Raw genomic sequence first — 24,897 nt, 5'->3', positions numbered from 1 at the left:
AAGTATGTTTTTAAACTGCCATTCCTTTCACAGCCTTCGTTATGGAACGCTTTCCATAGATGAACTTATTTCGCAGGCATTAGCTCTGGGAATAGAGGAACTTGTTCTAACCGATATAAATACGGTAACCGGTATCTACGAATTTAAAAAGAAATGTGAAAAAAATAATATTCGTCCGGTTGTAGGGGTGGAAGTGCGTAAAGGTAGTGAACTGTACTATATAACAATTGCTAAGGACTTTAGAGGACTTTCAGAAGTAAACAGAATGCTTACTTCGTATAATTGTGATGGGTTCGATTTACCGTTACAGCCGGATTTAAGGGACAATTTTATTATTTATCCTTTGGATAATTTCCCTAAAAATCTTCGTGATAATGAATATATCGGTATCCGTGAGGATGAACTCAATCTGTTGATAAGACCTGAATTAAAAAGGCTAATATCAAAAATGGTTGTTCTCTGCCCGGTTACATTTAGTACAAAGAAGGAATATAATCTTCATAGGATCTTACGTGCCATTGATAACAATTTACTTCTTTCCAAACTTCCGGAAAAAGAAGTGTGCAGAAAATCGGAATATTTTCGTTCTGTGGATTCAATACATAGAATTTATCGTCACTATCCCGAAATTATTGAGAATACGCAAAAATTACTTTCAAAATGCAGCTTTGATTTTGCGTTTTCGACGCCCAGAAATAGAAAACATTATACAGGTACAAAGGCCGATGACCTTAAACTTCTGACCCGTTTAGCTTATGCGGGATTGGAAAGACGGTACGGTAGAAATCATGAGCAGGCAAAACAGCGGATTGAGAAAGAGCTAAAGGTCATCGACGAATTGAACTTTAGCGGTTATTTTCTGATTACATGGGATATCATCCGATACAGTAATAGCATGGGCTTTATGCATGTGGGACGTGGGAGCGGAGCGAACTCGATAGTCGCTTATTGTCTCGGTATTACAGATATATGTCCGATTGAGCTTGATCTATATTTTGAAAGGTTCTTGAATCTTAACCGAAAAAGTCCGCCTGACTTTGATATTGATTGGTCATGGCAGGAAAGAGATATTATTCTGGATTATATTTTCAATAGATACGGTAAAGAGTATGTCGCCTTCTGCGGTACTAATGTAGAGTTTAAATACCGTTCTATCATTCGGGAAGTAGGCAAAGCATTTGGACTTCCCAAGGAGGAGCTTGACGAGCTCAGCAAATATCCAGAGCGTGTATTTCGGGACGATATAGTAAAGCAGGTGCAGAAGTATGGGAAGCTGCTTGAAAAATTTCCTAACCAGCGGAGTATGCATTCCTGCGGGATTATTATTTCCGAGGAACCGCTGACAAATTTTACAGCCCTAGAGTTGCCACCAAAGGGATTTCCCATTGTACAATGGGATATGCATGTTGCTGAAGAGGTCGGTTTTGAAAAATTTGATATTTTATCACAAAGAGGGCTTGGTACGATTAACGATACCGTAAGACTACTGGAAGAAAAAAGGGGAATTAAAGTCAATATAAAAGACACTACGATTTCTAAAGATGAACAAAAATGCAATGAATATTTAAGTCAGGGTAGAACCATAGGCTGTTTTTATATTGAATCGCCCGCTATGCGCGGTTTACTCAGAAGGTTAAAGTGTGATAACTATAAAGTATTGGTTGCTGCTTCATCCATTATCAGACCAGGTGTTGCCCAATCGGGAATGATGCGGGAATACATCTTTAGGCATAACAACCCGGACAAGTTTGAATATTTCCATCCTGTTTTTGAGAATCAGTTAGGGGAAACCTATGGCATTATGGTATATCAAGAAGACGTGATCAAGATCGCATTGCATTATGGAGGGGTTTCTGCTGCTGACGGGGATATCCTGCGAAGAGCAATGAGCGGAAAAGGTAGGTCGTTAAGTGCACTTCAAAAAGTTAAGGATGATTTTTTTGCATCTTGCAGAGAACAGGGGCATCCTGAGGAGTTGAGTAAAGAAATTTACCGGCAGATCGAATCTTTTGCAGGGTATTCATTTTGTAAGGCCCATTCCGCTTCCTATGCAGTGGAAAGTTATCAATCGCTTTACCTGAAAGTTTATTATCCATTGGAGTTTATGGTTTCGGCGATAAATAATATGGGCGGTTTCTATAGGACAGAGGTCTATGTACATGAGGCAAGGATGTCAGGGGGTATTATATTGAATCCATGTGTCAATAGAAGCGAGTACGAAACAACGATTTATGGAGAGGAAATATATCTGGGACTGATGCTTCTTGAAAAAGTCGAATCGAAACTCGCTCAGCTGATACCGAAGGAAAGAAAGGCAAATGGGGAGTATAGGTCAATGGAAGATTTTATCAAGAGGGTTCCAATTGGTATTGAGACTTTGCAGACGTTGATTTTTATCGGAGCATTTCGTTTTTCAGGTGTTCCAAAGAATGAACTATTGCTCAAAGCGCGCATTTTACTGGGGGATTTTAAACCGGAGAAAAGATTTCAAACTCTTTTTGAAGAACCGGCGAAGGAGTATAAATTTCCGGAGCTAAAAAGAAATATGTTTGAGGATGCCTTTGATGAGATAGAGATATTAAGCTTTCCGGTTTCCTGTACGCCATTCGATCTGCTACAAACCAAGTACAGAGGAACAGTGATGGCAAAGGAACTTACGCATCATCACAAAAAAGAGGTGAAGATGCTTGCCTATCTGATCTCAAGAAAACACGTCCCGACGAAACGGGGAACAATGTACTTCGGAACATGGATAGATGTGGAAGGAAACTATTTTGATACAGCTCATTTCCCGAACTGCCTTGAAAAATATCCTTTTCAGGGTGGGGGATGTTATTTGCTTTTGGGAATAGTCGAAGTGGACTTTCATTTTCCGACAATTACCATCACCAAGATGGCAAAGATGCCATTTATTGCTGATCCAAGGTATTCGCACGATGAGGAAAAGAAATATGAGGCGCAACAGCGGATCAAGGAAGATGTCAGTTTGACTTTTAGAGCGCCTTATCCGCAGGAGCATGAAATTGGACTTCCAAGGAAAAAACTTTAAATGATTTATCGTTTTTTTACGTATAAAGAGTTTCTTACTGAAAGTAATAATCAGTTGATCTTTTTAAATATATTTGTTTCTAAGGAAAAATTGATGGCTAATTCCATATATTAATAACCTGAAAACGATATTCAATGTCCATACATAAACTCTATTTATTTGCAAAAGATACTGATGCGCCAGCCACAGAACAGGGATTCCAGTACCAAAAATTAAAGACATTAAAAACATGGCTGGAAAACCGGATCAACCAAGCCCATGAAACTATTTATTGTGACTATGAAGAAGATATTTTCCAACGGGATTTTGAAAAGGGTAAATCTAAATTCAGGCAGGTCAAACTTTATTCTTCCAATTTTTCTTTTTCAAAGGAAGAAGTCACCAAAAGTCTGGCTCATTTTTTTATGCTCTTTGTTAAGGAGGATTATAGTGCGGATGAGGTTAGTTTTGTCTTTGAAACAAATTCAAATGTTGCTAGAGCCTATGGGGAAAACGATGCCGAACTTCTGCGTGAATGGGCAGCAAATTATGGGAAACTGAGTGAAGAACTACAGCAGAGATGTCGCGAACGGGTCAAAACAATCATTGATGAATACGTAGAAAAAGCGATTTCCGCCGCCACGTCGCAAAAGCGCATTGAGGAATTCAGGGAGGCTAAAGAAATCTATGATCAGCTAACTGAGGAAACCTGGAATAAGTTCATTTCCTCGATTGAGTGGCAATTTGATGCCATCCCTCAGGAAGAGGCCATTCCTCTTTTACTCTCAGAAATCGAAGATTTAGTCCTTCAGCTCCCGCTTCCGGTAGACTCGAAAAAAGTGTCAACTTATATTTCGGTTCTCCACTATGAAATTACGCAACGCACAGGAAAAACAGCTCCCGAAGAAAGCGCACTTACCAATCAATTACTGGATTTTCTTATCCTAAATGAAGGTTCAGAGGCACAGAGATGGTACGCAGATGTTTATCAAAAATGGTCAGCAGTAGAGAATATTACAGAATTTAATGTGGGATCTTTCTACGAGGTGATCAGTGCCGCAAGGCACTGCAGATGGGAGCTTTCCGACAGTGAGCATGAAAGATTATGGCTTACACTGCTTAAAAAATATATTGATCTGGATCAAACGATTATTGTCTGCAGACGAAAGGCTATCTATGAATATATATTTCTTACCTTATCACCTGATCCTAAAAATTTTCAGCATAAAGGGGAAATTACAGACCAGCAGGAGCTGATCCGGTATTACTTTAACCACATGGGGGATAGGAATACTTTCAGTGATATTGAGGACGATATTGTACTGCTGGAAATTATTCAGGCCCAGCAGTATTTTCGTGAAAAGTTTCTGGAGGATGCGGAAATCGAAGGATGGGTAGCCGGAGTAGAACAGGAAATTAATGTGAAATTGGGTAACCCGACGACAGTGGATGAACTCTGTAAGGCATTTGAGCTACAAGGACATTTCGTGTTCCATGGAAATCAACAGATTCCACTGATCGATCGCACAAACGCCTCAATTGCTATCTATAGGAAAATAATAGAGCTTTTACCGGACACTAAAACCTACAGTATTTCCACATTGCATGATCAATTGACGCAGATTTTGGAAAATTTGATTGTAATCGGGGGCCATCCTGCGGTGGTTAAGCTTATTGAAGATTTTTGTGATGAAATAGAGGAACAGGCAGGTAAAACTGAACGCAATCACCATTCGGCACAAAACCTGGTAAAACGTGGAAAGGCTTATTTGAGTAATCCATCCTTTAAAAACAATCTAAATGCATTAGAATGTTTTCATAAGGCAAAAAGCTTATATTTTCTTGACGATACAAAGGAAGGTTTTATTCTCGGATTGTTAGTCACAGCTCAGGTGTATTCAACTTTAAAATTGAACTTTGCTGCTAAATATTATGGTCTATGTGCCTTGCACGCATGCTTTCACCTGGGAGATTATAAAACGCTGAAAAGAATAAGCGACAGTTACGCTGTCATATTTCAGGCCGATTTTACACAGGGGGCCTGGATCAGCGCACTATATACATTTAAAAAATACCTCCATGCCCGAAAGGAATTTACGACAGAAGAAGTAGACCTGGAAAAAGACGAAATGTTAAGGAAAACCCTACTCGACATCTCAATGCTCCTTGGAAGCAGTACTAAACTTCGTGAAGATCTGACTGCATTTTTAAATTACCAGAAAAGTAGCTTTGGAAGTCCTTTTCCCGAAATGGTTGACGCAATGGCAAGTGGGATCATACCAACGCTAGAGGGTCAAAGTGATTTGTATAAGCTGCTGGAAAGAAAATTGGTCGATATTCCTTTAAATGATTTGGGGCCTGTGCGTGAAATCAGGTTCCAATTCTATGGTATGCAGTGGCAAATTGCTTTTCCTAACGATGCGGTTTCTAATGGAGTTGCGGAGGAATTCTGTGCATTGCTTCAGATCACTTTAGCAGAAATTGCCGCTCTGGGAACCAATCCCCGATTTAATTCGCCAATTGTGAGGATAAATATCCAGGTTGCTGAAAATTACGATCGCTCCCCGGAGTTCCGACAGGAAAATGAGAAGCTCAGCTGGGATGTTTTTATACCATCGACCATTACCCGCACGAAAGAGGAAATTCAAGATCATTACGGCTTTATAGGATCGTGTATAAATACCATACTCAGGAATTTAAGTCAGATTCGAGAAGAAGAATTTGCTGCAATGTCTGAGGATCTTATTAAAACAAAAAAGTTAAGTGAAAAAGGACTTTCACTCAGCAGTTATCAGACCGTATATTTTGATCTGCTCACCAGTGAAGAATTTAATGATGCTCGTAGAGCGGACTTCACTTCAAACCGAACTTAGTATCCACAGGAAAGTGAAATTGGTCTTCCTAGAAAAAAGATGTTTTAATTGCTATCACTAAGGAAAATGAATTAATGAGATTACGGGAACCCGTAGGCAGATCTGAAATTAATGCTTAAATTTGCAACTGAAAATTGAGAATCTTATCTCGACTAAAAGTCAATGTAATTTGCCAATATTTAAAATATAATATATTTCAAACATACGTATTAGGCTGCTTACAGTTTTAATACGTTTCATGGTTATTAGTTTTTAAACGCATCTTTAAAAGATGCGTTTTTTTATGGATGTATTTAAAAAAACTCCCATGTAATGAGAGTTTTTCCAAGCGTAAAGATTCCTAATTATATAAAATTAAAACTTCTGCCATTTATTAGATGGTTTAAAAGAAACCCTGTTTGTCCTTATTTTTTCCCAGTCCCGATACGCGAAATTTTTGCTTACGGTAAAATAATAGCGCCAGCGCCAGAAACACAGTGGGTTAATTCTATACAACCTATAAATTTCCATATTGGCCATTTGCGGTCTCGTAGCCTCGATAAATCCATAAGTTACCCACTTGCTCATCCAAGGGTGAAAAACATCCATGTATTCTATACCGGTAAAAGAAGCGTTTGCATTAGCATATCGGAAATGGTCACCATCAATGGCCTTCAATATCTCCGTACCTATAACCGGTGTATTGGGTATCACCAGAACAGATAGTACAATTCCTATAATAAATTTTCTTTTCATATCCTTTATTGACAATTCGTGCTAGTGGGCGGCACTACACGACCTAATGCTACATTACTTTAGAGGTATCGATCTTTTTCTTCGCTATATTCTGTTCAATTACACTTGGGTCCATATAATCTAAATGGATACTATGGCGGAGGTAATAGCTCCATCGCCAAAAACACAGCGGATTAATCTTGTACAATCTATAGAGTTTCCGGTTTTCTTTTGCAGGTGAAGTGTTCTTTACGAAATATTCAAAACCAAAGGTTGAGAATCCGGGACTTTTAAAATCAAAATCTTGTGTTATCATATATGATCCATCTAAATTGGAATACCTAAAATATCCCTCATCTAACCAGTGATGAATATCCTTCCCAATAAAAGGCATATTGGGAAGTAATAGCATAGTGCCCAGCACTACAATAATTGTTTTCCTCAGCATCGTCATTGTTTTCTTCTTCATATCTTTTTTGTTTAGTTGCAAGGTGTGGTACTGGTAGGAGCCATACTTGGTGTAAGGGAAATACCAGCAGTTCCTCCGGTCTTCATATCACTTAACCGGAGATATAGGCTTGAGGGCGTTTTATAACCAATGGGACTATTGGGTACTTGCAATCCCGTTCCGCCCATTGCGGCATTAAAAACTCCTATGGCATAATTTGTACAGTTAAAATCATTGAGGTCGTACTTTTTTGCGGCGCTTGTTAAGGCAACATTTCGTGCGTTATTAAATGCGGCCTCAGAAACACTTATTGTATAGCTACCGTCGCTTCTGCGGGTTTGGGGGATTTCCTGTCCAATTGCAGAGTTTTCCGCATCTTTAATTGTGGTCATCCAACTACCAGCACTAGGATAAAAACCAAAAGTTAGCGAACGGGTTGCAGATCCGTTGGTTTTTTGCATAGTTATATATGCATGTCCAGGATCGTTGTCTGAAACATTATAAACCTGATAAGCATTACTAGGATTGGCTAGATGGCTATGAATCGTAACCTTGTAGGTGGTTTGTGCATTAGAAGGGATATTACTGAAACAATTTAAAAGCTCTTGAATATTAATTGGTTCAGTCGGAGCTTCGTAATAAGTTGAGGCAGGTGCACCGCTTCCACCTCCATGACTACCGCCACCGCCGCCGCCGCCTCCACCGCCGCCTCCGTTGGATGAGGTTCCGCTGCAGGTTGTATATAGATAAGTCCAATATTCGGTACCGTCGTCAAAGTATTCCACGAGATACCACTCGCTGCATACAACAGGTATATTTTTACTTGTGTCAGGATTGCCGTTTTCTTTATTTACGGTGGTATCGGCGTCTTTAATCTTCAATTGTAGGTTTACCTTTTTAAGTCCACTTGAATCGAGTGATTGGCTGTATAAAAGGGTATCGTTGAGATCATATACCAAATAATATACTTTTCCCAGTTCCTTACTTCGATACATTTGTTTTTTTACAAAATTGGAGCTAGCCTGTTGTGAAAATTCCGCTACAGTACGTGTGTCTGCGAAAATGTTCACTTTATTGGCATTGGCTACTTTATTTCCCTCAATAGTAAAGACAAGGTTTTGTTGCATCGAATTATCCGGTCCTAGGTTTGTGCCGTTTTCCAAGGGGACAACAAGCGTTGTATTCTCATTGTCAATCTTTATAAGCTGTGATTTCGACCAATCTAAGGGAAAAGGTTTCCCGTTGTCTTCATACCATTTTTTGGCTACCGAGGTTTCATCGTTCTGAGGATAATTTTCCAAATCTCTTTCGCATGACTGTAGCAGCATGATTGTGAATACTGCATAAATTAAGTTTTTGAAAATGTTTGTTAACATGTTATATGGTTTATAGGTTAGTGTAGCTTTATTTCTTTTACTATTGAATTATTGAAACTAAATTAAGCCTATAAAAACTTAAATCTTTTGACAAAAGGCAAAAAAATGATGTTTTTGAAAATTTGGAAGAAAAATCTCATATATTCCAATCGTAAGGATAAACTGTGAGTTAGACAGGAAGGGTAGGATATTTTGAATGGGGGTAAATAACGGGGCACTAAAAGTAAAAGAAATATTGAACGCGATGAATGTTATTAATAGGCTTAGCAGCCGGCTATATAAAGTTTCTGAACTGACGTTTGGACTTCATTTTGTCTAATAGGCTTTTGTACTCATCAAGCATTTTTTCAATTTTTGGGTCCATACCGTAGCATTCGTAAATAAGAACCTTCATTTCCAGGGCATGTATAATTAACTCTAATTCGATGTTTGTCAAACTTTTCATTTATATATTTTGAATTAAAAATATAGATAATTTAAAAAAAAATGAAATGGTTTCTTTTCTTTAGCCCTATTTTGAGGTATAATTTAAGTACTTATTTGAAATACTTTCCCATTATTTTCAAAATATATCTTCTACCTTAAAGTCAATGATTGTAACGGTATAACATTTTAAACATTTTAAAAAATTTACTTTTATAACTCATCGACGGTTGCCATATTTTTTTTACAACTATTATTTTCTAACTTTACTTTATCATTTACCAATTGCCCTATTATGACACCCCGAAATGTGATCGACGAAAGGGCACTGCTTTCCCAGTTTCAAAGCGGTGATAAACTGGCTTTTGACCGTATTTTCACGATGTTTCACTCTTCATTGGTATTTTTTGCAGATCGGTTACTTCTGAATATCGGGATGGAAATTTCAAAGGAGATCGTGCTGGACATATTTCTGAAATTATATGACCGAAGGGAAGGATTTGAAACGCTGTCAAATATCAAAGCTTTTCTATACATATCCGTAAGAAATAGTTGTATCAAAGCGATTGAAAAGGAAAAAGTGAACCAAAAGCGGTTTGACCTTTACTCGAAGAACTATGATGAGTTTGAAAAAAATGTACTGGATAGTATTGTTCAGACCGAAGTATATGAGGAGCTTTACAGAGCAATTGATCTGTTGCCTGAACAATACCGGCTTATCATGGGCAGGCTTGTCAGCGGTGATACGCCAAAAGAAATATCCGAGGAGCTCGGTATTCCTGTCAGTACGATTAATACCCAAAAATCAAGAGCGCTTTCGCTACTGAAAAAATCCCTCTCAGGTGCCGGAATCGCACTTTTAATGATTTATTCATAATTTTTTAACTTTTTTGGGACAACGCAATATCTTTTCGGGTTTCTATTTAAAATGAAACCGATGGATGAGCAACGTATTCTTGATGAGTTAAAGATTGTCCCGCTTCTGACAAAGATTTTAAGAGGAGAGGATCTGACTGTTCTCGAAGAGAAGGCGGTTGAGGTCTGGCTCAGTCAGAGCAGTGAGAACCGTGCTTTCTTTGAACACCTGAAAGACGACGAGCATGTTGCCCGTGAACTTTTAAAGCGGGAGCTTGCTGGTGCCAGCACTACTTCGGAACTTGAAAAATTACATGGGGTATTGAAGAAACGCCAATCCCATTATAAGCGCGTTGTCTTTTGGACCTCCGCTGCCGCCGTATTCCTGTTTTTTTCGCTTACCCTGCTTCTGTACAGGTATTATCAGTCCAGAGAGTCTATTCTTGAGACCGTCAATATGGCCACGGCCGACATTGACCCGGGTAAGGATCAGGCGACATTGACTTTCGACGATGGTCAGATCATTGATCTGCAAGGAAAGACCGTGGAGAGCGATGCCAGTGGCGTAACCTATCTGGATGGCAAAGCTGTTTCAGCGCCAAAGACGCAGTTTGCGACACTGACTACACCACGTAAAGGGCAATATAAAGCAGTACTACCGGATGGAACGACCGTTTGGCTGAATGCCGAATCCAAACTTAAGTATCCTACAAAATTTGCAGGTGCGGAACGCCTGGTTGAACTTGAAGGTGAAGGCTATTTTGAAGTTACGCATAATGCTTCAAGTCCATTTATAGTTGAATCTAAAGGCCAGCGGGTCAAGGTTCTTGGAACAAAGTTCAATATCAATTCGTATGCTAACGAGGAATATTCAAGGACAACACTTATTAGCGGAAGTGTTGAACTAAGAAATTTACAAAATGAGTTATTAGTAAGACTGAAACCTGGGGAGCAGGGTAGATTTGTGCTGGGTGGTATTGACGTCAAAAAAGTTGATGCGGAGTCTTTCATCGGATGGACTGAGAATGAATTCCAATTTAAAGGAGCTCAACTGGCGGAGGTTCTGCGGCAACTGGAGCGGTGGTACGATATCGATGTGGATTATAAGTATGTTCCCAATACAAAAGTCTATGCTACAATCAGCCGAAATAAGAAATTGACGAGTGTACTCTATGCGCTTGGAGAAATTACAGATTTAAATTTTAAAATGAGCGGAAGGAGGATTGAGATCAAGAAATAAAGATTTATGTTTCATATGTTGGCCTGAAATAATGCCGGAGTGTTAGCGCACTCCGGCGATCGGGTCTATATACTAGAGTTTCGAGCAACTAATAATTAACCCTACACAAATCTATGAAAAAACATGATTTTTCCAACAGGGAAAACGTAACGCAGGTGGCGGATATGTTTTCGGGCAGGAAAAAATTGCTGCGCGCAGGCTTAAAGAGTACCCTATTCTTTATGCTTCTTGCTAGCGGTACTGCTATTAAGGCACAGCAGATCAGCCTTTCGCTGCAGAAAGCGCCACTTTCAAAGGCGATTTCCGAAATACGGAAGAGCACAAAGTATGACTTTGCCTATAGTGAAGAATTATTAAAAAAAGCAGGTCCAATTTCCATCAACCTTAAAAATGCCAACATTACCGAGGTACTGAATAAGATGTTTGCTGATCAGCCGATTTCCTACAAGATCGCCGATGGCATTATCATTTTAAAGGAAAAACCAGCAAACGGAAATTCATCCCCTTCAAAAAATAAGGAAACAATTAAAGGGAGGGTTGTAGATGAAAATGGCAATCCACTTGCGGGGGCAACCATTCAGGTAAAAGGAACAAATTTTACAGTAACTTCCGACAGTGCGGGATCTTTTGAACTGCCCGGTGAATTTTCTGATTCCGATCTGATGATATCCTATCTGGGCTACGCACGGATGGAAGTCTCTGCAAAGAATGCCGAACGAATCGTACTTGTTACGAATTCCAATAGGATAGAGGAGGTGAGTGTGGTAGCCAGTGGTTACCAATCCATTCCCAAAGAAAGGGCAACAGGATCTTTTTCAAAGGTTGACAATGCGACTTTTAACCGTCAGGTTTCGACCGATGTGATCAGCAGGCTGAAAGGTATTGCACCATCTATTTTATTTGACGAGCGTTCAGGATCTCCGAAGCTAACAATTCGGGGACAGGCAACGATCTTTGGTAACGATCAGCCGCTAATTGTTGTTGACAATTTTCCTTATGAGGGTGATATCAACAATATCAATCCGAACGATATTGAGGATATTGATATTTTAAAGGATGCGGCAGCGGCATCTATCTGGGGAGTTCGTGCTGGTAATGGTGTGATCGTCATAAAAACTAAAAAAGGACGAGCAGACCAGCCAATGAATATAGGTTTTACTTCTAATGTCTCCGTAGGACAGAAGCCTGATCTCTACTATATTCCAAAGATAGCACCAACGGATTTTATTGATATTGAAAAGATGCTTTTTGAAAAGGGCTATTTTAACACAATAATCAGCAATACCGCAACTAACAGACCATATTCCCCCGTCGTCAGTATTCTAAATGACCAAAAAAATGGACTCTTAACTCAAGATGAAGCTAACTTAAGATTAGATGTATTAAGAAAATATGATTTGAGAGATGATATGACCAAATACTTGTATAGAAATAGCGTCAAACAACAGTATGCTTTGAATTTTAACGGCGGAACTAAAAAGTACATTTATTATTTTTCTACGGGTTTTGATAAAAATCAAAATTCGGAAAAAGGTAATTCATTTAGTCGGATAAGCTTAAATAGTAATCAAGTATTTCGCCCTATTGAAAAACTTGAAATTTCAGCAGGTCTTTCCTATAACCAGAATAATCAATCTACTTCGAATGTAGTATCAATGCTGAACAATATGGGGCAAGAACTGATGTATCCCTATGCAAGGCTAGTCGATGATGAAGGGAAACCAGCAATACTTACAAAAGATCACAGCACAGTGTTAAAGCAAAAAGCACTCAATGCTGGCTTGTTAAACTGGGATTTTATACCACTGGAGGAAATAGATATGCAGGATAATAAGCTTAAGCAATCAGAAGTACGATTAAACACTGCAATAAAATACAGTATACTGCCTTCTTTATCAACAGAACTTCGCCTGCAATATGAGAATCAACAGGTGAAGCGAAGGAATTTTTTTGATCAGGATACTTATGTGATGCGAGATCAAATTAATAGATTTACGTCCTTTAATAATGGTATTTTGACTCGTAATATACCATTAGGTGGTAGACTTGACAATACAAATGGTGAACTAACCGCCTTAAATGGGCGTTTCCAAATAAATTTCGACCAAGCTTGGGGTAAGCATCAGGTTAATGCCATCGGTGGATTTGAAATTAGAGAAACAAAAGCTAACAGTATAAGTTCGAGACAATATGGTTTTGATCCCCACATTGGTTCAAGTGTTTTAGTCGATTATTTAACGCGATTTAGTCAATATGGTAAAGGTGGTTCATCACTTATTCCAAATAACGACAGCTATTCAGAAACTACTGATCGAATACGATCTTATTATATGAATGGTGCTTATAATTATGATTTGCGATATGTAATTTCTGCAAGTGCAAGAATAGATCAGTCAAATTTATTTGGCGTTTCAACTAATCAAAAATCAGTTCCGTTGTGGTCCGTTGGCTCGAAATGGAACTTATCAAAAGAGCAATTCTATAATATTGATTGGTTGCCTGTATTAAGCTTTAGAACGACAATTGGCTTTAGCGGAAATGTAGACAGAACTATTACTGCATTTACTACTGCAAAATTTGTTACTAATTCCACCAACAGATTACCAAGTGCTGAGTTACAGAACCCACCAAATAAGAATTTAAGGTGGGAAAAAAATAGAATGTGGAATATAGGATTCGATTTTGCTTCTAGCGAAAATGCCTTATCAGGAAGTATTGAGTATTTTCAGCGTAAAGGTTCTGACCTTATTGGCAATGGAGAGATTGATCCGACTACTGGATATATCTCTTATCGCGGCAATTTGGCTAACATGAAAGGAAAGGGAATAGACATTGAACTTCAATCAAAAAATATTAGCAAACCTAATTTTAAATGGAATTCAATATTTCTTTTTTCTTATGCCTTGGATAGGGTGACAAAATACCAGAAGCAAACTAGTCTTTCTAACTTTGTTGATGATAGTTACAAAATTTTAAGGTTAACATCTGGTTACACTCCTGTTGTTGGGAAGCCACTTTTTAGTATTTATTCCTATCCATTTGCCGGTTTAAATTCTGAAGATGGTCAGGTTCAAGGTTTACTGAACGGACTACCCTCCAAAGAATACTCGCAGATCACTCAATATTTAGCTGAAAATCCCGAGAATAATCTAGTGTATAATGGGAATGCTTTGCCTCCTTACTTTGGAGCCCTAAGAAACACAATTTCAACATATGGAGTTGAGTTATCATTTAATATCACATATCGATTTGGCTACTATTTCCGTCGTAATTCTGTTATGTACAGTTCTCTTTATAGTACATATTACACACATGGAGATTACTATAATAGATGGAAAAAGCCAGGTGATGAATTGATTACCAACGTTCCAGCAATGATTTTTCCTGGGAACGGAGTCGCCGATAATTATTATAAAAATTCGGAAATACTTGTTGGAAAAGCTGATCATATAAGGCTTCAAGATATTTCGTTAGCTTATAATGTTGGTAAAAACTTACTAAAGAAATATAATATAAATAATATGAAGTTTTTTACTTACGTAAGTAATCTCGGTATTATTTGGAAGAAAGATAAGTCGGGATTAGATCCAGATTTTCCAACCAGCAAACCTATCAGGACAATAGCATTTGGTTTAAATTGTAATTTTTAAAAATTGATTATGAACAAGTTCATTACATATATTTTTTCAATTGCCTCGTTGTACCTTACTGTTTCTTGCAGCAAAGATTGGCTTGAAGAAAAAAGAGATATAAAATTAATTGTTCCTACTACTTTGAACGACATGGATCTACTATTGAATGCAGATGTGTTCCAAAGTGATGGACGTGGTGCAACTGAAACCTCATGCGATGATTATGATTTCACGTTGGAACAGTATAATGCACTTTACAATGCATTTGATAGAGATTTAGTTATTTGGAAAACGCAAGAGTTTCCAAAGTTTGGAATTTTGGTATGGGATGAGTGGGACATGGCTTATTCGCAAATTCAAGTTTGCAATGTAGTTCTTAACGGTTTATCCAAAATTAATCGAACAAATAGTAATAAAGAACAATATGATAAAATAAAAGGAACTGCATTGTATCACAGGGCAAAGCAATTTTTGAATCTTGCGTTAACTTTTTGTAAATATTATGACAATAACACCGCGGAAACTGAGTTAGGTATCCCTCTCAAATTGACTGAAGATATTGATGAAATTGTCGATAGGGGTAGCCTTAAAAAAACTTACGACCGGATTGTTTCGGACTTAAAAGAATCTGCAATTCTATTACCTTCTGCCTCGACAATAAATACTCAGATTGCAAAAGCAGGTGCTTATGGGCTGCTTGCTAGAACCTATTTATTTATGGATGATTACAAGCAAGCGTCTTCAAACGCTGATTCGAGCTTTAAATATCACTCATATATTGAGGATTTCAACAAAATCGATTTGACCAGTGACTATCCCTTTTACGATATTTCCAAAGAAATTCATATATATAGTATGCAAAGTAAATATTCTCCGAATAGTATTACAGGCAGAATTAACCAAGCGCTTATCGAAAGTTATAATGCTAATGATCTAAGGAAACAGATTTTCTATAAAGTGCAAACCGACGGTAAGTATACGTTTAAAGGAAGTTTTACTGCTCAGCTCTTTTCTGGAACATCCACTGGGGAAATACTATTAATAAGTGCAGAATGCAGGGCAAGGCTTGGCGATTTAGAGGGAGGTCTTGAAAAGATAAAACTATTATTACAAAATCGTTTTAAAACAGGTGCTGCAATTCCTATGCCTACAAAAAACAAGCATGACGTTTTGAGCTTTATTTTATTAGAACGCCGAAAAGAGCTAGTAACACGAGGTCTCCGTTGGCAGGATCTCAAAAGATTAAATAATGATATCGATTTTGCTCAGACCCTAACAAGGACAATTGGCGAAAATACTTACACACTACCGCCCAAAGATCCGCGGTATATAATGCGAATCCCACAATACATAATAAATTATAATCACATAACACAGAACTCTTATTAAAATAACTTATAATGAAAATATTAAGTGTAATTTGCATATTAATATCTTGTTCAGCGCTTTGTCACTCTCAAACGAAAATTTCTGGTTTCGTTAAAGATGCCGTTAATAGTCCAAAAGAACTGGTCCTTACTGTCTATGATCCGTTTTCAATCTATAATCCACAGATAATAGAAGATACTGTTATTACAAGAAAAGGAAACTTTGATTTTACTTTTAATATTAAAAAAGAGATGATCGTAGGTATCGAGCTTAGCGGAAAATCTATCTTTTTTCCCGGAACCTATAAATTAGTTATTTCGCCCAATGATAGCTTATATATAAATATAGATGATAGTAAAAAATTAGGAATTCTAAATCTTAATATTACTGGTAGAGGCTATGAAAAGGTGAATTTTAAAAAAATGATTCTGCGAGATGTTTTTGCAGTATTCAAAACAGATCCAAAATATCAAGATCAAAGTTTGTACTATAAGTTTTTAACAACAGATAGGAAACTCAATATTATTGATTCAGTATGTAATAGCTATAATGGATTTTTAGATGCTAAGGTTCGCAGCTTAATAAGAGCAGAAGTATATGAAAGTCTTTTAGAAAGTCTTTTTATTGCTGTTAAGAGAAGTGATAACGATTCATCGAAGACATATTTTAAAAAATTTATTGTCCAAAAGAATAGAATGGAACCGTTTATTGAGGAAAAGAATATCTTTTATGCAGGTGGAACATTACTGTCAGAGTTTATCCTACTTAACGAGTTTAAAAATCCACTTTTGTACGCGGGCGATCGTTTTAAAACTGATAGCGCAATTACTTATTGTAATCTAATTATAAAGTATTTCGGAAAGAAATCGCACGTTAAAAACTATTTACTATCTAATTTTATGATCTCATATTTGAATTCTAAAATATTTGACAAAACAAGTAAAGTTCTATATGATTTTTATCTTAAGAATACTGATCAGCTTAATCCCTTTTTAACCGAAGTATCAAACAGTTATTTTCGTTCGCAGCGTTCTTTACAGGTAGGGAAGCCATTCTTTAATTTTAGTCTTACTGACACGGTAGGTAACATACATGCATTGCCTGATTTTAAAGGAAAAGTTTTAATTATTGACTTCTGGTTCACAGGTTGCAGTGGTTGTAAACAAATGGCACCAGCATTGGATGCAGTCGAAAAAAGTCTAAATGACGAAAATGTTATATTTATTTCAATTAATGTCGATAAAAAAGAGAGATGGCTTAAGGGTATTGGGCAATATAGTAGTAAAAGTTCCTTACAGTTATATACAATGGAAGAAAAATTCCATCATCCCATTATTAGGTCATTAAATATTTTGGGCTACCCAGCATTGTTTGTTGTGGATGCACGTGGAAATTTTGCTGGCATTCCTCCAGACCCACGAAGTAGCCAAGCGGATTTTATTCAATTCATAAAAAAGGTAAAAAAAGAGGTCGCTAATTAAGCGACCTCAATTTTTATGGTCTAGCACCATTGATCTTATGATTACCAGTTGGCTGCCCGGTTTCAATATTATATTCTTGTGAGCATAAATTTGGTCTGGTCGGTTGACATAAGTTTGAACTTCCTACAGGAGATCCCATTGATCCATCTGCGTTAACGTAAAAATCTCCTACTGTGTCTTCTTTCTCTTGATTTGCCGGAGCAAAAGAGAAAGCTGCGAAACTTCCGATTGCAATTGCTGCAACTCCTAGTGTAATTCTTAAATTTTTCATGATATTGGTGCTTTTTAAATCAAAAAGCTAAACTTTGGTTAGTTTTTCGCCTACTCTTGGTTCAGGTTTTCGGCTACCCCTGTTTGGTTATTAGTTTTTTAGTTATAAGTGGTCTGAACACTATCGTGTGGGGCTCGCTTTAGCGATGAAAAAGTGATCAGACCAATGCTATTAATTGCCAGTGCAATGAAATTAAAATAAAGCTGGTCGTTCCAGTTCATACCGTGTAATACGGCTATACATGAGCATGGAATGCTCGGTGCAAATTTTAAAATGTAAATAAGGTATGCCGTATAGATGATTATGACGGAAATGGAAGCTAATAGTCCTAAGCCTCTCCAGTTCTTCTTGATCAGTAATATAACAATCGCGAGGTGTACAGCCTGTAAAATATAAGGTAAGGCAAATCCTCCTGCAGATAACAGATAAGCACCCTTAATCTGCCTATTGAATGTGTCGAAATCAAAGATTTTACTGGCGAATGTACATGCCCATAATAAGATGAGGATAAAAATGATCAATTCGGAAATGATGTTCTTAATTCTCATGATGTGATAGTTTGGTGGTTGTTATAAATTTTTCGAAGGCAGGCTTTATTTGACAATTCAAAAATCTGTTTTCAAAATTTTTATTTCATCAAATTTAGAGTGCCTTTTTGGTCAATTCCAAGAACTTGTTGTATCAGAAGGGACACGGACAGCGTATTAAATCGCACGGACAGGTTAGTGTCTCCACTGATCCTTATCTTTTGGAGGCGGATCTGCTATCTCGACGCCGCTATCGTCGAACTGTAAATTAGATGCTGTTTTCACCGTATCATTCTCTGTTTTTTGATACGTCGTTTTCTGTTTTCCTTTTTGCACCAGGCTGGTATTTTCCGGTGCCATATCCATTTCGTCCTGTCTGCACGATTCCGTCGAGCAAAGGGAGAAAAGGATTATCGATATTGAGATAACCGTCTTTTTTTTCATGTTAAAATTTTTAGGATTATCTCGGCCGAGACGTGTTGAATTCTGGTGACCAAATTATCAGTCTTCGCGCTAGTTTGAAACAGTTTGTGGTCTTAGGACATACACGGACAGTCTATTAATAGTGGTTTCCCGAAGTGTAACGAACTGAAAGAAAATGAACTATTACAACCCTAGAAAATTTCTGCTTTGCGATCTTTTTAATAGTGTATTAGCAAGGTCGGACGTGTATTAGAATCCTCGGACGGTGATATAATTTATCATTTATAGGATTGTAAGTATTTGATAATCAGTATTAAAAAAATGAAGTGGATGGTGTACCAACAATCTGTGCGGTGATTTATCTAGTATATTGTATTTTTTCTTAATTTTATGGTAATACTTAGCCATGAACCACCGGCCTTTTCGTTTTTTGTCAATCATATTCCTTTTTCTGTGTGAATCGTTGTTTGCACAAAAGGAAAAACTGAGCGAATTTTATCTGATCCAAAGACAATATGAAAGCAGGGCAGAAAATGATTCAACGGCTTTACCGCTGGTTCAAAAGCTGATCAGAATGGCAAAAGCCAAAGAAAACCAGATGCAATTGTACCTGGGTTACACTGACGCCAGGTACTATTCACCTGATCCCGCACTAAAATTAAAATATGCTGATAGTGCAATATCCGTTGCTGTAAAAAAGAAGAATGACAGCCTTCTTAGCAGTGCCTATCTGAGTAAGGGAGTTGTTTACTACTTCTATCTAAAAAAATATAAGCTTGCACTGAATGAATATTTAAAAGCATTTGAAAAAAACAAGAGCAGAAAAGATCCATATTACCGCAATAAGATCAATTACCATATCGGTGTTGTAAAAAGTTATATTGGATATTATGCCGATGCGCTGAGTGATTTCGAGGAAGCACGGCAATTTTTTGAAAATGAAACCAAGAAAGACCTGCACCCGAACCTCATGTATGGAAACCAGCGCGGATATAACAATACCTTACACCAGATGGCGGTGTGTTATCGGAACCTGCATGATTTTAAAAAGTCCGATTCGCTAGTTGCTATAGGGCTGGGAAATACATGGAAGAACAGTGATTATAAACAGGAACACAGTTATTTTTTAAAGGAAGAGGGGATAAACAGGTATCGGAAAGGTGATTTTGACGGCGCAATCCGATCTCTCCAAAATTCATTGCAGAACCTGATAGCAATTAATGACTTTTCATGGTTGACGGTATCTTATGCTTATCTGGGAAAGGCTCAATGGAAGTTGGGGCACGCCGAAGAGGGTATTAAGAATTTTGATAAAATTGATTCGATCTTTAACCGTCATTCTTTCGTGCTGCCCGAAGTAAGGGATGTTTATGAAGACCTTATCGTTTATTATAAAGAGAAAAATGACGCGAGTAAAGCTTTGTATTATACTACCCAGCTTATTAAAGTTGATAAGGTATTAGAAAAGGATTTTATTTACCTCTCCTCTAAAATCCATAAAGAATATGATACCAAAAGGCTTCTACAGGAGAAAGCGCTACTTGAAAGGCAGATATCAATGAGAGGTTGGCTGATTATAACGGCAATTTTTATTACTGCTTTCATTGCCTTCTATGTCGTCTTGCGCATCAGGTCAAGAAAGAAGGGCGCAGGAAACAACAGCCTGTTTGGTATTAACTTTGGCAGTAGTTCTCCTATACCGATTCAGGACGGTACTTTTAGAATACGGCATTATAGCAGAACCGAAATAGGGCAGGACGTTGTTGATGAAATTCTGAGCAAGCTAACGGAGTTTGAGGTGAATAAGGAATTTCTTGAACAAAAGATAGATCTGAAATCCGTCGCAAAGAAGTTTGAGGTCAATTCCAATTACCTCTCCAATGTCATAAACGAGCATAAGGGAGCAAGCTTCAATCGATATCTTAGTGAATTGCGCATAAATTATATTACTGAAAAACTGATTACCGATCCACTGTACCGAAAATATAACAGTGCGACGCTGGCGAAAGAATGTGGGATTGCTTCCCGAACAAATTTTTCCGCACTATTTACTGAAATAAACGGAATATCATTTTCAGACTTTATCCGTAAAAATAAATATGAGGACGGCATCATCATCGATCCATGATAATTTATTATTTCAATCCTTGCGGAAAACCGTAAAAGTCTTCTAAATATCTGAATTAATTTTAATATTTTCATTTTTAGCAAGAAGCCAATTAAAGACCAAATAGATTTTATGATAAATATTGATAATATTGTTGAAATTTGTGTAGCCATAGATATTGCGATCCTGGGTATTGCATATCCCATAATTGTGGATAAAACCTCCAATATCGGCGACAAATATCAATCCGAGTATCTTTTAACTTTATTCAACTATGAAGATCCTCAAAAACCTTTTAATTTTACGATTAGAGGAAGGGAGTTCAAAATCTCAACATTTAAACTCATTCTTTTCGCAACCCTTTTTTCGTTTTTGTTTATAATTTTTAAAGTGGAACCGCCTTTCGGCTGGGATAACTTGTTTATCAATAATTCAGCAAATTTCCTTGTTTTTGCTTTCACGATAGTGTTAACTGTCAAGTTCTTTAAATGGTTAGAGAAAGTCAGTCTTTTTAATGGAAAATCTACAGCGTTATTAAGTCACATTATCAGAAAAAATGATGAGCTTCCGGAAAATGATGAAAAGCGGCAATATTATCTAAAAGCTATCAATGAACTCACCTATTATGCAGTAGAAAAGCAGGACGAGCACCTGCAGGAGACACTGCTGCAGTTTTATTACAAAACATTTGCAAATATCAGAAGGAAGCATCCAAAAAATGAAGCTTTGGTATATCCCGTTGATCTTTATTTTATGGTCAACAAGATCAATGAAGAAGCTACAGTGGTTCACAACAGAAAACTGCGGGGCATTGAGCATCGAGCTGTCAGCGGAGTATGGCTTCTCGGTGAAGATTTTGAGGAGATCATCATATCCGATGACACATATAGGACACTATGGTGGAATATTTATACGATCTGTGATTTTCCACGGTTGGTCAAAATGTTCTGGGCTCATTCACATCAGTATTATGATCACCGATTAAGATTAATAATTGCAAACATTGAACCTGGGGGAGTGATCAGCAATTCGGAGGACATTAAACGAAGGAATCTTGAACGCCAGCGGTTTCTTGAATTTCATTATGCGCTGGGAGGCCTTATGCTTTATCGTGGCAAATATGAAGTATTGAAGTATTTTTTAGAATACACGCAAGCACAGCCACCAAGATATGTTTTATTGCCAAGAACAATGACTGATATATTCCAGTGGTTCGAGTATTTCGGAAATGAATTCAAAAATATAGGTGCACCCATTGACTTTAAATATTATTATCCCGAGCTTGACAATCTCGGCAATAGAAGACAGGTGAGTTATTGGATATGCTGTTATATCGCAGTCCTGTTCATCAGGCAATTTTTCATAGGTCAATCTCAGCGGTATCGGGAGACTATAGTCGCACCAAATTTACCCGATGAAATAATAGAGCTAGGTAACTGGCTTGATCGGACGACTTTCTTTGAGAAATGCTTAAATGATGTTTTGCAGAATTCTGAGCTACTTAGAACTTTGAATTATGAGGTAGATGAAGCCAAAGAGCAAGAATTGAGAGAATTTCTAGTAAAATTAAGACAAGATATAATCGACGAAATTGGACAGCAAAGACTTCAGGCGGAGCTTTCACCGCAGATGATCCAACATTTTTATGAAGCTTCCAGTGCTGTTCTGCAACAGGCTTTTGAAGAGTACAATCCGATCTTTATTGAAGCGGATGAAGAGCACGAAAAAGCTAAAATAAAACTAACGGTTTCCGGTAGTACGATGTTGATTTCCAAATCCGCATTCACCGAAGGCGATATCCCTCATATGAACTCTGATTCATTTTTAGCCTCGGCCTTGGTGAGAGAAAGTATAAGGAAGTATATACCAAACTCTTTTGCAATTGCAAGAACCAAAAGATATTTGCTTAAACCGGAAGATCTCATTACGGGATTAACAAAATTGATAAATGGACAGTCAGGGGTGGTGATTGTTGGAGTTAATCTACAGTATCAGGTTCAGCAGATTATTGACGGTAGTGGATTTAAAGATCAGATAATAGCTATACCAGCAACAGAGTTTGGCGCCCAAGATCTGTTTTTTATTTTGCGAAAAGAGGATTTGCCCGCTATAGAACATAGGGTATTGCAGCAGAATGAAATCGATGAATTACAGCTTGTACTGATTAATGAAAATTTAAAGATTTACGGTTCGGTCATAGATATCAACAAAGCGGAAAACCGTTCCACAAGAGACAGATGGAGTTTAGATAGTGAAGCTGGTGATCAAGACCTTAAAGTTCAGATGGCATTAGCTTTTTTAAGTGTCATACTTTGGAAAGATACTAGAGAAGTAATTCAGGTCAGTGTCTACTCCGAATACAGGGAACAGGGAATTCCTAACGTTTTAAATGATGTTACGCCGCTCGAAAAACGAGGTAACAATAACGATTCAGATGAGTCTCAAGATTAAAATTATTAGAAGACTTATCTGCGAAGCCACTGGGATACCGTGTATCCCACAAATAACCCGCAACGGCTGTCGAAGCGGGGATAAGTAGATGGAGAAAGCCGTTGCAGCCGATTTTTGCGCCAAAAGCCAACGGCTTTTGGCCGCCGGCAGTTTTTTCAACTGCCGACTGCGATAGGTTGAGATTTAAAATTTTGGAGATTCAGAAAAAAGCCCCGATTTTCTGTCATTCCATTTTTCAGCAGGTTCCACAGAAGGGAGGCCCCCAATTGTGCAATGGTACTGTTAATGAAAAGATCCTGTCTGGCTAGTGATTCAGCAAGTGAACAGCTTGGCGTATCATCATTTTGCTCGGAGTTTTGCATAACTTCGCCATACTCCTCAATGATTGACGGCAGTTTTTCAAAAGTCTTAAATTTTTTTGAGGTCGGTTGTTCTATCTTTCCGATAGTGGACAATAATCCCTGTCCTGAAAATCTGGTATTGCCCATGTCTAACCAATAACGTCCTTTGTCCCTGTGAAAACCATATTCTTTACCGAGACTGTTAAGTATTTCAGCAATTTCGATCCGTGAAGTAACGGTATCTGTACAGGATATGTAAATCGATGCCCCTGCGCCCATTGGCAGATTGCCATTATCTTCACGCTGGAATTTTCTTGTTTCTGCTTTCCAGTTTGTACCTGCCCATCGGTTGAGACGGTTGATGATCGCCTGAGATTTATAAAGGTCTTTTTCAGATTCTGCAAAACGCTGTCTTCCTATATTGGAAGCAGTAATAATATCATCATCCCAAAGATGCACGTCCAGTCCTGGGTGTTCAAGTTCCAACAGGCTGTGATTGATTTCCATCAGCGCTGTCATAAACTTGGAGCCTGTACCGCCCGCACCGATTACATGTACACGAATCGGATTTGTGGGGCTTAAAAGATAGTTGTCCAAAAAATGGATATTTGTTTTGGCTGTTCTCATAACAGAATGTTTTTAAGTTTTTTAGCTGTTTTTACGAGCTTGTCATTCGGAAAAGTTTTTCCAGTACCTACAAGATTTTCCCATAGTATCACGCAGTTCCCGATAACAGGATTATGGTCAGCCATCAGATGGGAAAAGTAGCTGTTGAAAAAGTAATTCTCCCACAATGTCATCAGCTCATTGACTGATCCTGTTTCAGTAGTGGCAATATCTACCGTACCCATGCAAACCGATCCATTTTCATAGACATTAAAAAATGGGGCATAATAGAGGGGGGTGTTGAGCGTGGGTTTTCTGTTTGTTGAAAGGGCATACAGATGTAGTGTCTGTCGGTCTGCAATCCATACCAAGGGTGGAATATGCGCTTTACCTGACTTTATGCCGAGATTCTTATCAAAGAAAAGTTCCCGAAATCCTGCTTTTGTAAACCAGACTATTGTCGATAATTTTGCATCAAAGGAAAGCAGGTTGCTTTGCAGGATTCCGTCCGATTTAAGGAGGTTCAGATTTTCCTCATTGACCTGCAATGCCGTGGATAGCCTTTGACCTTCCATGACTGAAAGGGGATGCGGATTGACAGGCACGCCATTTTCCATATCAAAGTATTCGACATAGGATTCATTATATCCGCTATTACCCTGATAAATTACCAGTGCGCATATCGGGTCAAAATAGGTTCCAAAACTGTTTGTAATATCTTCCATGATTTCAA

Annotated in this window: 17 protein-coding genes; 9 read left to right on the top strand and 8 right to left on the bottom strand. The window is 37.8% G+C overall.

All coding sequences use genetic code 11. From position 1 onward, the window contains the following. Positions 1 to 4 precede the first annotated feature (4 nt). Both CGB83_RS07105 and CGB83_RS07100 read left to right on the top strand, forming a co-directional pair. Positions 5 to 3,049, top strand: coding sequence for a DNA polymerase III subunit alpha (locus CGB83_RS07105; protein ID WP_100075186.1), 3,045 nt, complete (start codon positions 5 to 7; stop codon positions 3,047 to 3,049). A 134-nt stretch (positions 3,050 to 3,183) separates the two neighbouring features. Next, positions 3,184 to 5,901 carry a dsDNA nuclease domain-containing protein gene (locus CGB83_RS07100; protein ID WP_100075185.1) on the top strand — a complete coding sequence of 906 codons (2,718 nt, stop codon included), beginning with the start codon at positions 3,184 to 3,186 and terminating at the stop codon, positions 5,899 to 5,901. Positions 5,902 to 6,255: 354 nt separating this feature from the next. On the opposite strand, the gene CGB83_RS07095 is transcribed toward CGB83_RS07100, so the two are convergent. Genes CGB83_RS07095 through CGB83_RS07085 form a run of 3 tightly spaced genes read right to left on the bottom strand, consistent with a single transcriptional unit; the run spans position 6,256 to position 8,439 of the window. After that, positions 6,256 to 6,636, bottom strand: a complete 381-nt coding sequence (locus CGB83_RS07095; RefSeq protein ID WP_100075184.1) for a hypothetical protein — start codon at positions 6,634 to 6,636, stop codon at positions 6,256 to 6,258. A 49-nt stretch (positions 6,637 to 6,685) separates the two neighbouring features. Further along, complete coding sequence (locus CGB83_RS07090; protein ID WP_100075183.1) at positions 6,686 to 7,084, bottom strand: hypothetical protein; 399 nt, start codon at positions 7,082 to 7,084, stop codon at positions 6,686 to 6,688. An 11-nt stretch (positions 7,085 to 7,095) separates the two neighbouring features. Continuing rightward, on the bottom strand, positions 7,096 to 8,439 hold the full coding sequence (locus tag CGB83_RS07085) for a hypothetical protein (RefSeq protein ID WP_157761367.1): 1,344 nt from the start codon (positions 8,437 to 8,439) through the stop codon (positions 7,096 to 7,098). A 718-nt stretch (positions 8,440 to 9,157) separates the two neighbouring features. On the opposite strand from CGB83_RS07085, the gene CGB83_RS07080 reads away from it, so the two are divergent. From CGB83_RS07080 to CGB83_RS07060, 5 genes are all read left to right on the top strand, one after another. After that, complete coding sequence (locus CGB83_RS07080; protein ID WP_100075181.1) at positions 9,158 to 9,739, top strand: RNA polymerase sigma factor; 582 nt, start codon at positions 9,158 to 9,160, stop codon at positions 9,737 to 9,739. A gap of 60 nt (positions 9,740 to 9,799) precedes the next feature. Next, positions 9,800 to 10,957: a FecR family protein gene (locus CGB83_RS07075; protein ID WP_172954686.1), complete on the top strand. Its 1,158-nt coding sequence runs from the start codon at positions 9,800 to 9,802 to the stop codon at positions 10,955 to 10,957. Between the two features lie 113 nt (positions 10,958 to 11,070). Continuing rightward, entirely contained in the window at positions 11,071 to 14,607 is a 3,537-nt protein-coding gene (locus tag CGB83_RS07070) for a SusC/RagA family TonB-linked outer membrane protein (RefSeq protein WP_100075179.1), read from the top strand. A gap of 9 nt (positions 14,608 to 14,616) precedes the next feature. Further along, positions 14,617 to 15,978, top strand: coding sequence for a RagB/SusD family nutrient uptake outer membrane protein (locus tag CGB83_RS07065; protein ID WP_100075178.1), 1,362 nt, complete (start codon positions 14,617 to 14,619; stop codon positions 15,976 to 15,978). A gap of 11 nt (positions 15,979 to 15,989) precedes the next feature. Continuing rightward, positions 15,990 to 17,438, top strand: a complete 1,449-nt coding sequence (locus tag CGB83_RS07060) for a TlpA family protein disulfide reductase (protein ID WP_100075177.1) — start codon at positions 15,990 to 15,992, stop codon at positions 17,436 to 17,438. A gap of 13 nt (positions 17,439 to 17,451) precedes the next feature. Here CGB83_RS07060 and CGB83_RS07055 read toward each other — a convergent pair whose 3' ends face one another. The 3 genes from CGB83_RS07055 to CGB83_RS20130 all read right to left on the bottom strand — a co-directional run bounded on the left by CGB83_RS07055 (position 17,452) and on the right by CGB83_RS20130 (position 18,680). After that, positions 17,452 to 17,709 (bottom strand): hypothetical protein, encoded by a 258-nt coding sequence (locus CGB83_RS07055; protein ID WP_100075176.1) that lies wholly within the window; start codon positions 17,707 to 17,709, stop codon positions 17,452 to 17,454. A 98-nt stretch (positions 17,710 to 17,807) separates the two neighbouring features. Continuing rightward, entirely contained in the window at positions 17,808 to 18,257 is a 450-nt protein-coding gene (locus CGB83_RS07050) for a MauE/DoxX family redox-associated membrane protein (protein ID WP_100075175.1), read from the bottom strand. A 174-nt stretch (positions 18,258 to 18,431) separates the two neighbouring features. Further along, on the bottom strand, positions 18,432 to 18,680 hold the full coding sequence (locus CGB83_RS20130) for a hypothetical protein (protein WP_157761366.1): 249 nt from the start codon (positions 18,678 to 18,680) through the stop codon (positions 18,432 to 18,434). Between the two features lie 553 nt (positions 18,681 to 19,233). Between CGB83_RS20130 and CGB83_RS07045 the strand changes: the two genes are divergently transcribed. Together CGB83_RS07045 and CGB83_RS07040 are read left to right on the top strand one after the other, a co-directional pair. Continuing rightward, a complete protein-coding gene (locus tag CGB83_RS07045; protein ID WP_172954685.1) occupies positions 19,234 to 20,787 on the top strand; it encodes a helix-turn-helix domain-containing protein in 1,554 nt (517 codons plus the stop codon). Between the two features lie 111 nt (positions 20,788 to 20,898). After that, positions 20,899 to 23,217 (top strand): hypothetical protein, encoded by a 2,319-nt coding sequence (locus CGB83_RS07040; RefSeq protein WP_100075173.1) that lies wholly within the window; start codon positions 20,899 to 20,901, stop codon positions 23,215 to 23,217. 155 nt (positions 23,218 to 23,372) lie between these two features. Here the strand turns inward: CGB83_RS07040 and CGB83_RS07035 are convergent, their stop codons facing one another. Both CGB83_RS07035 and CGB83_RS07030 read right to left on the bottom strand, forming a co-directional pair. Further along, a complete protein-coding gene (locus CGB83_RS07035; RefSeq protein WP_100075172.1) occupies positions 23,373 to 24,185 on the bottom strand; it encodes a PRTRC system ThiF family protein in 813 nt (270 codons plus the stop codon). Next, positions 24,182 to 24,889 carry a PRTRC system protein B gene (locus CGB83_RS07030; RefSeq protein WP_100075171.1) on the bottom strand — a complete coding sequence of 236 codons (708 nt, stop codon included), beginning with the start codon at positions 24,887 to 24,889 and terminating at the stop codon, positions 24,182 to 24,184. The genes CGB83_RS07035 and CGB83_RS07030 overlap by 4 nt, the downstream gene beginning before the upstream one ends. Positions 24,890 to 24,897: the final 8 nt, after the last annotated feature.

Source organism: Chryseobacterium camelliae (assembly GCF_002770595.1).
GTDB lineage: Bacteria > Bacteroidota > Bacteroidia > Flavobacteriales > Weeksellaceae > Chryseobacterium > Chryseobacterium camelliae.
The sequence above is the reverse complement of the archived record's forward strand: the minus strand, read 5'-3'. Positions and strand labels throughout refer to the sequence as shown.

Bases quoted from the DNA above. Each gene is read 5' to 3' on its own strand.
- CGB83_RS07040 (WP_100075173.1), top strand. From the start codon at position 20,899: ATGATAAATATTGATAATATTGTTGAAATTTGTGTAGCCATAGATATT.
- CGB83_RS07065 (WP_100075178.1), top strand. From the start codon at position 14,617: ATGAACAAGTTCATTACATATATTTTTTCAATTGCCTCGTTGTACCTT.
- CGB83_RS07050 (WP_100075175.1), bottom strand. From the start codon at position 18,257: ATGAGAATTAAGAACATCATTTCCGAATTGATCATTTTTATCCTCATC.
- CGB83_RS07090 (WP_100075183.1), bottom strand. From the start codon at position 7,084: ATGAAGAAGAAAACAATGACGATGCTGAGGAAAACAATTATTGTAGTG.
- CGB83_RS07105 (WP_100075186.1), top strand. From the start codon at position 5: ATGTTTTTAAACTGCCATTCCTTTCACAGCCTTCGTTATGGAACGCTT.
- CGB83_RS07070 (WP_100075179.1), top strand. From the start codon at position 11,071: ATGAAAAAACATGATTTTTCCAACAGGGAAAACGTAACGCAGGTGGCG.
- CGB83_RS20130 (WP_157761366.1), bottom strand. From the start codon at position 18,680: ATGAAAAAAAAGACGGTTATCTCAATATCGATAATCCTTTTCTCCCTT.
- CGB83_RS07085 (WP_157761367.1), bottom strand. From the start codon at position 8,439: ATGTTAACAAACATTTTCAAAAACTTAATTTATGCAGTATTCACAATC.
- CGB83_RS07100 (WP_100075185.1), top strand. From the start codon at position 3,184: ATGTCCATACATAAACTCTATTTATTTGCAAAAGATACTGATGCGCCA.
- CGB83_RS07095 (WP_100075184.1), bottom strand. From the start codon at position 6,636: ATGAAAAGAAAATTTATTATAGGAATTGTACTATCTGTTCTGGTGATA.
- CGB83_RS07060 (WP_100075177.1), top strand. From the start codon at position 15,990: ATGAAAATATTAAGTGTAATTTGCATATTAATATCTTGTTCAGCGCTT.
- CGB83_RS07080 (WP_100075181.1), top strand. From the start codon at position 9,158: ATGACACCCCGAAATGTGATCGACGAAAGGGCACTGCTTTCCCAGTTT.
- CGB83_RS07045 (WP_172954685.1), top strand. From the start codon at position 19,234: ATGGCAAAAGCCAAAGAAAACCAGATGCAATTGTACCTGGGTTACACT.
- CGB83_RS07030 (WP_100075171.1), bottom strand. From the start codon at position 24,889: ATGGAAGATATTACAAACAGTTTTGGAACCTATTTTGACCCGATATGC.
- CGB83_RS07075 (WP_172954686.1), top strand. From the start codon at position 9,800: ATGGATGAGCAACGTATTCTTGATGAGTTAAAGATTGTCCCGCTTCTG.
- CGB83_RS07035 (WP_100075172.1), bottom strand. From the start codon at position 24,185: ATGAGAACAGCCAAAACAAATATCCATTTTTTGGACAACTATCTTTTA.
- CGB83_RS07055 (WP_100075176.1), bottom strand. From the start codon at position 17,709: ATGAAAAATTTAAGAATTACACTAGGAGTTGCAGCAATTGCAATCGGA.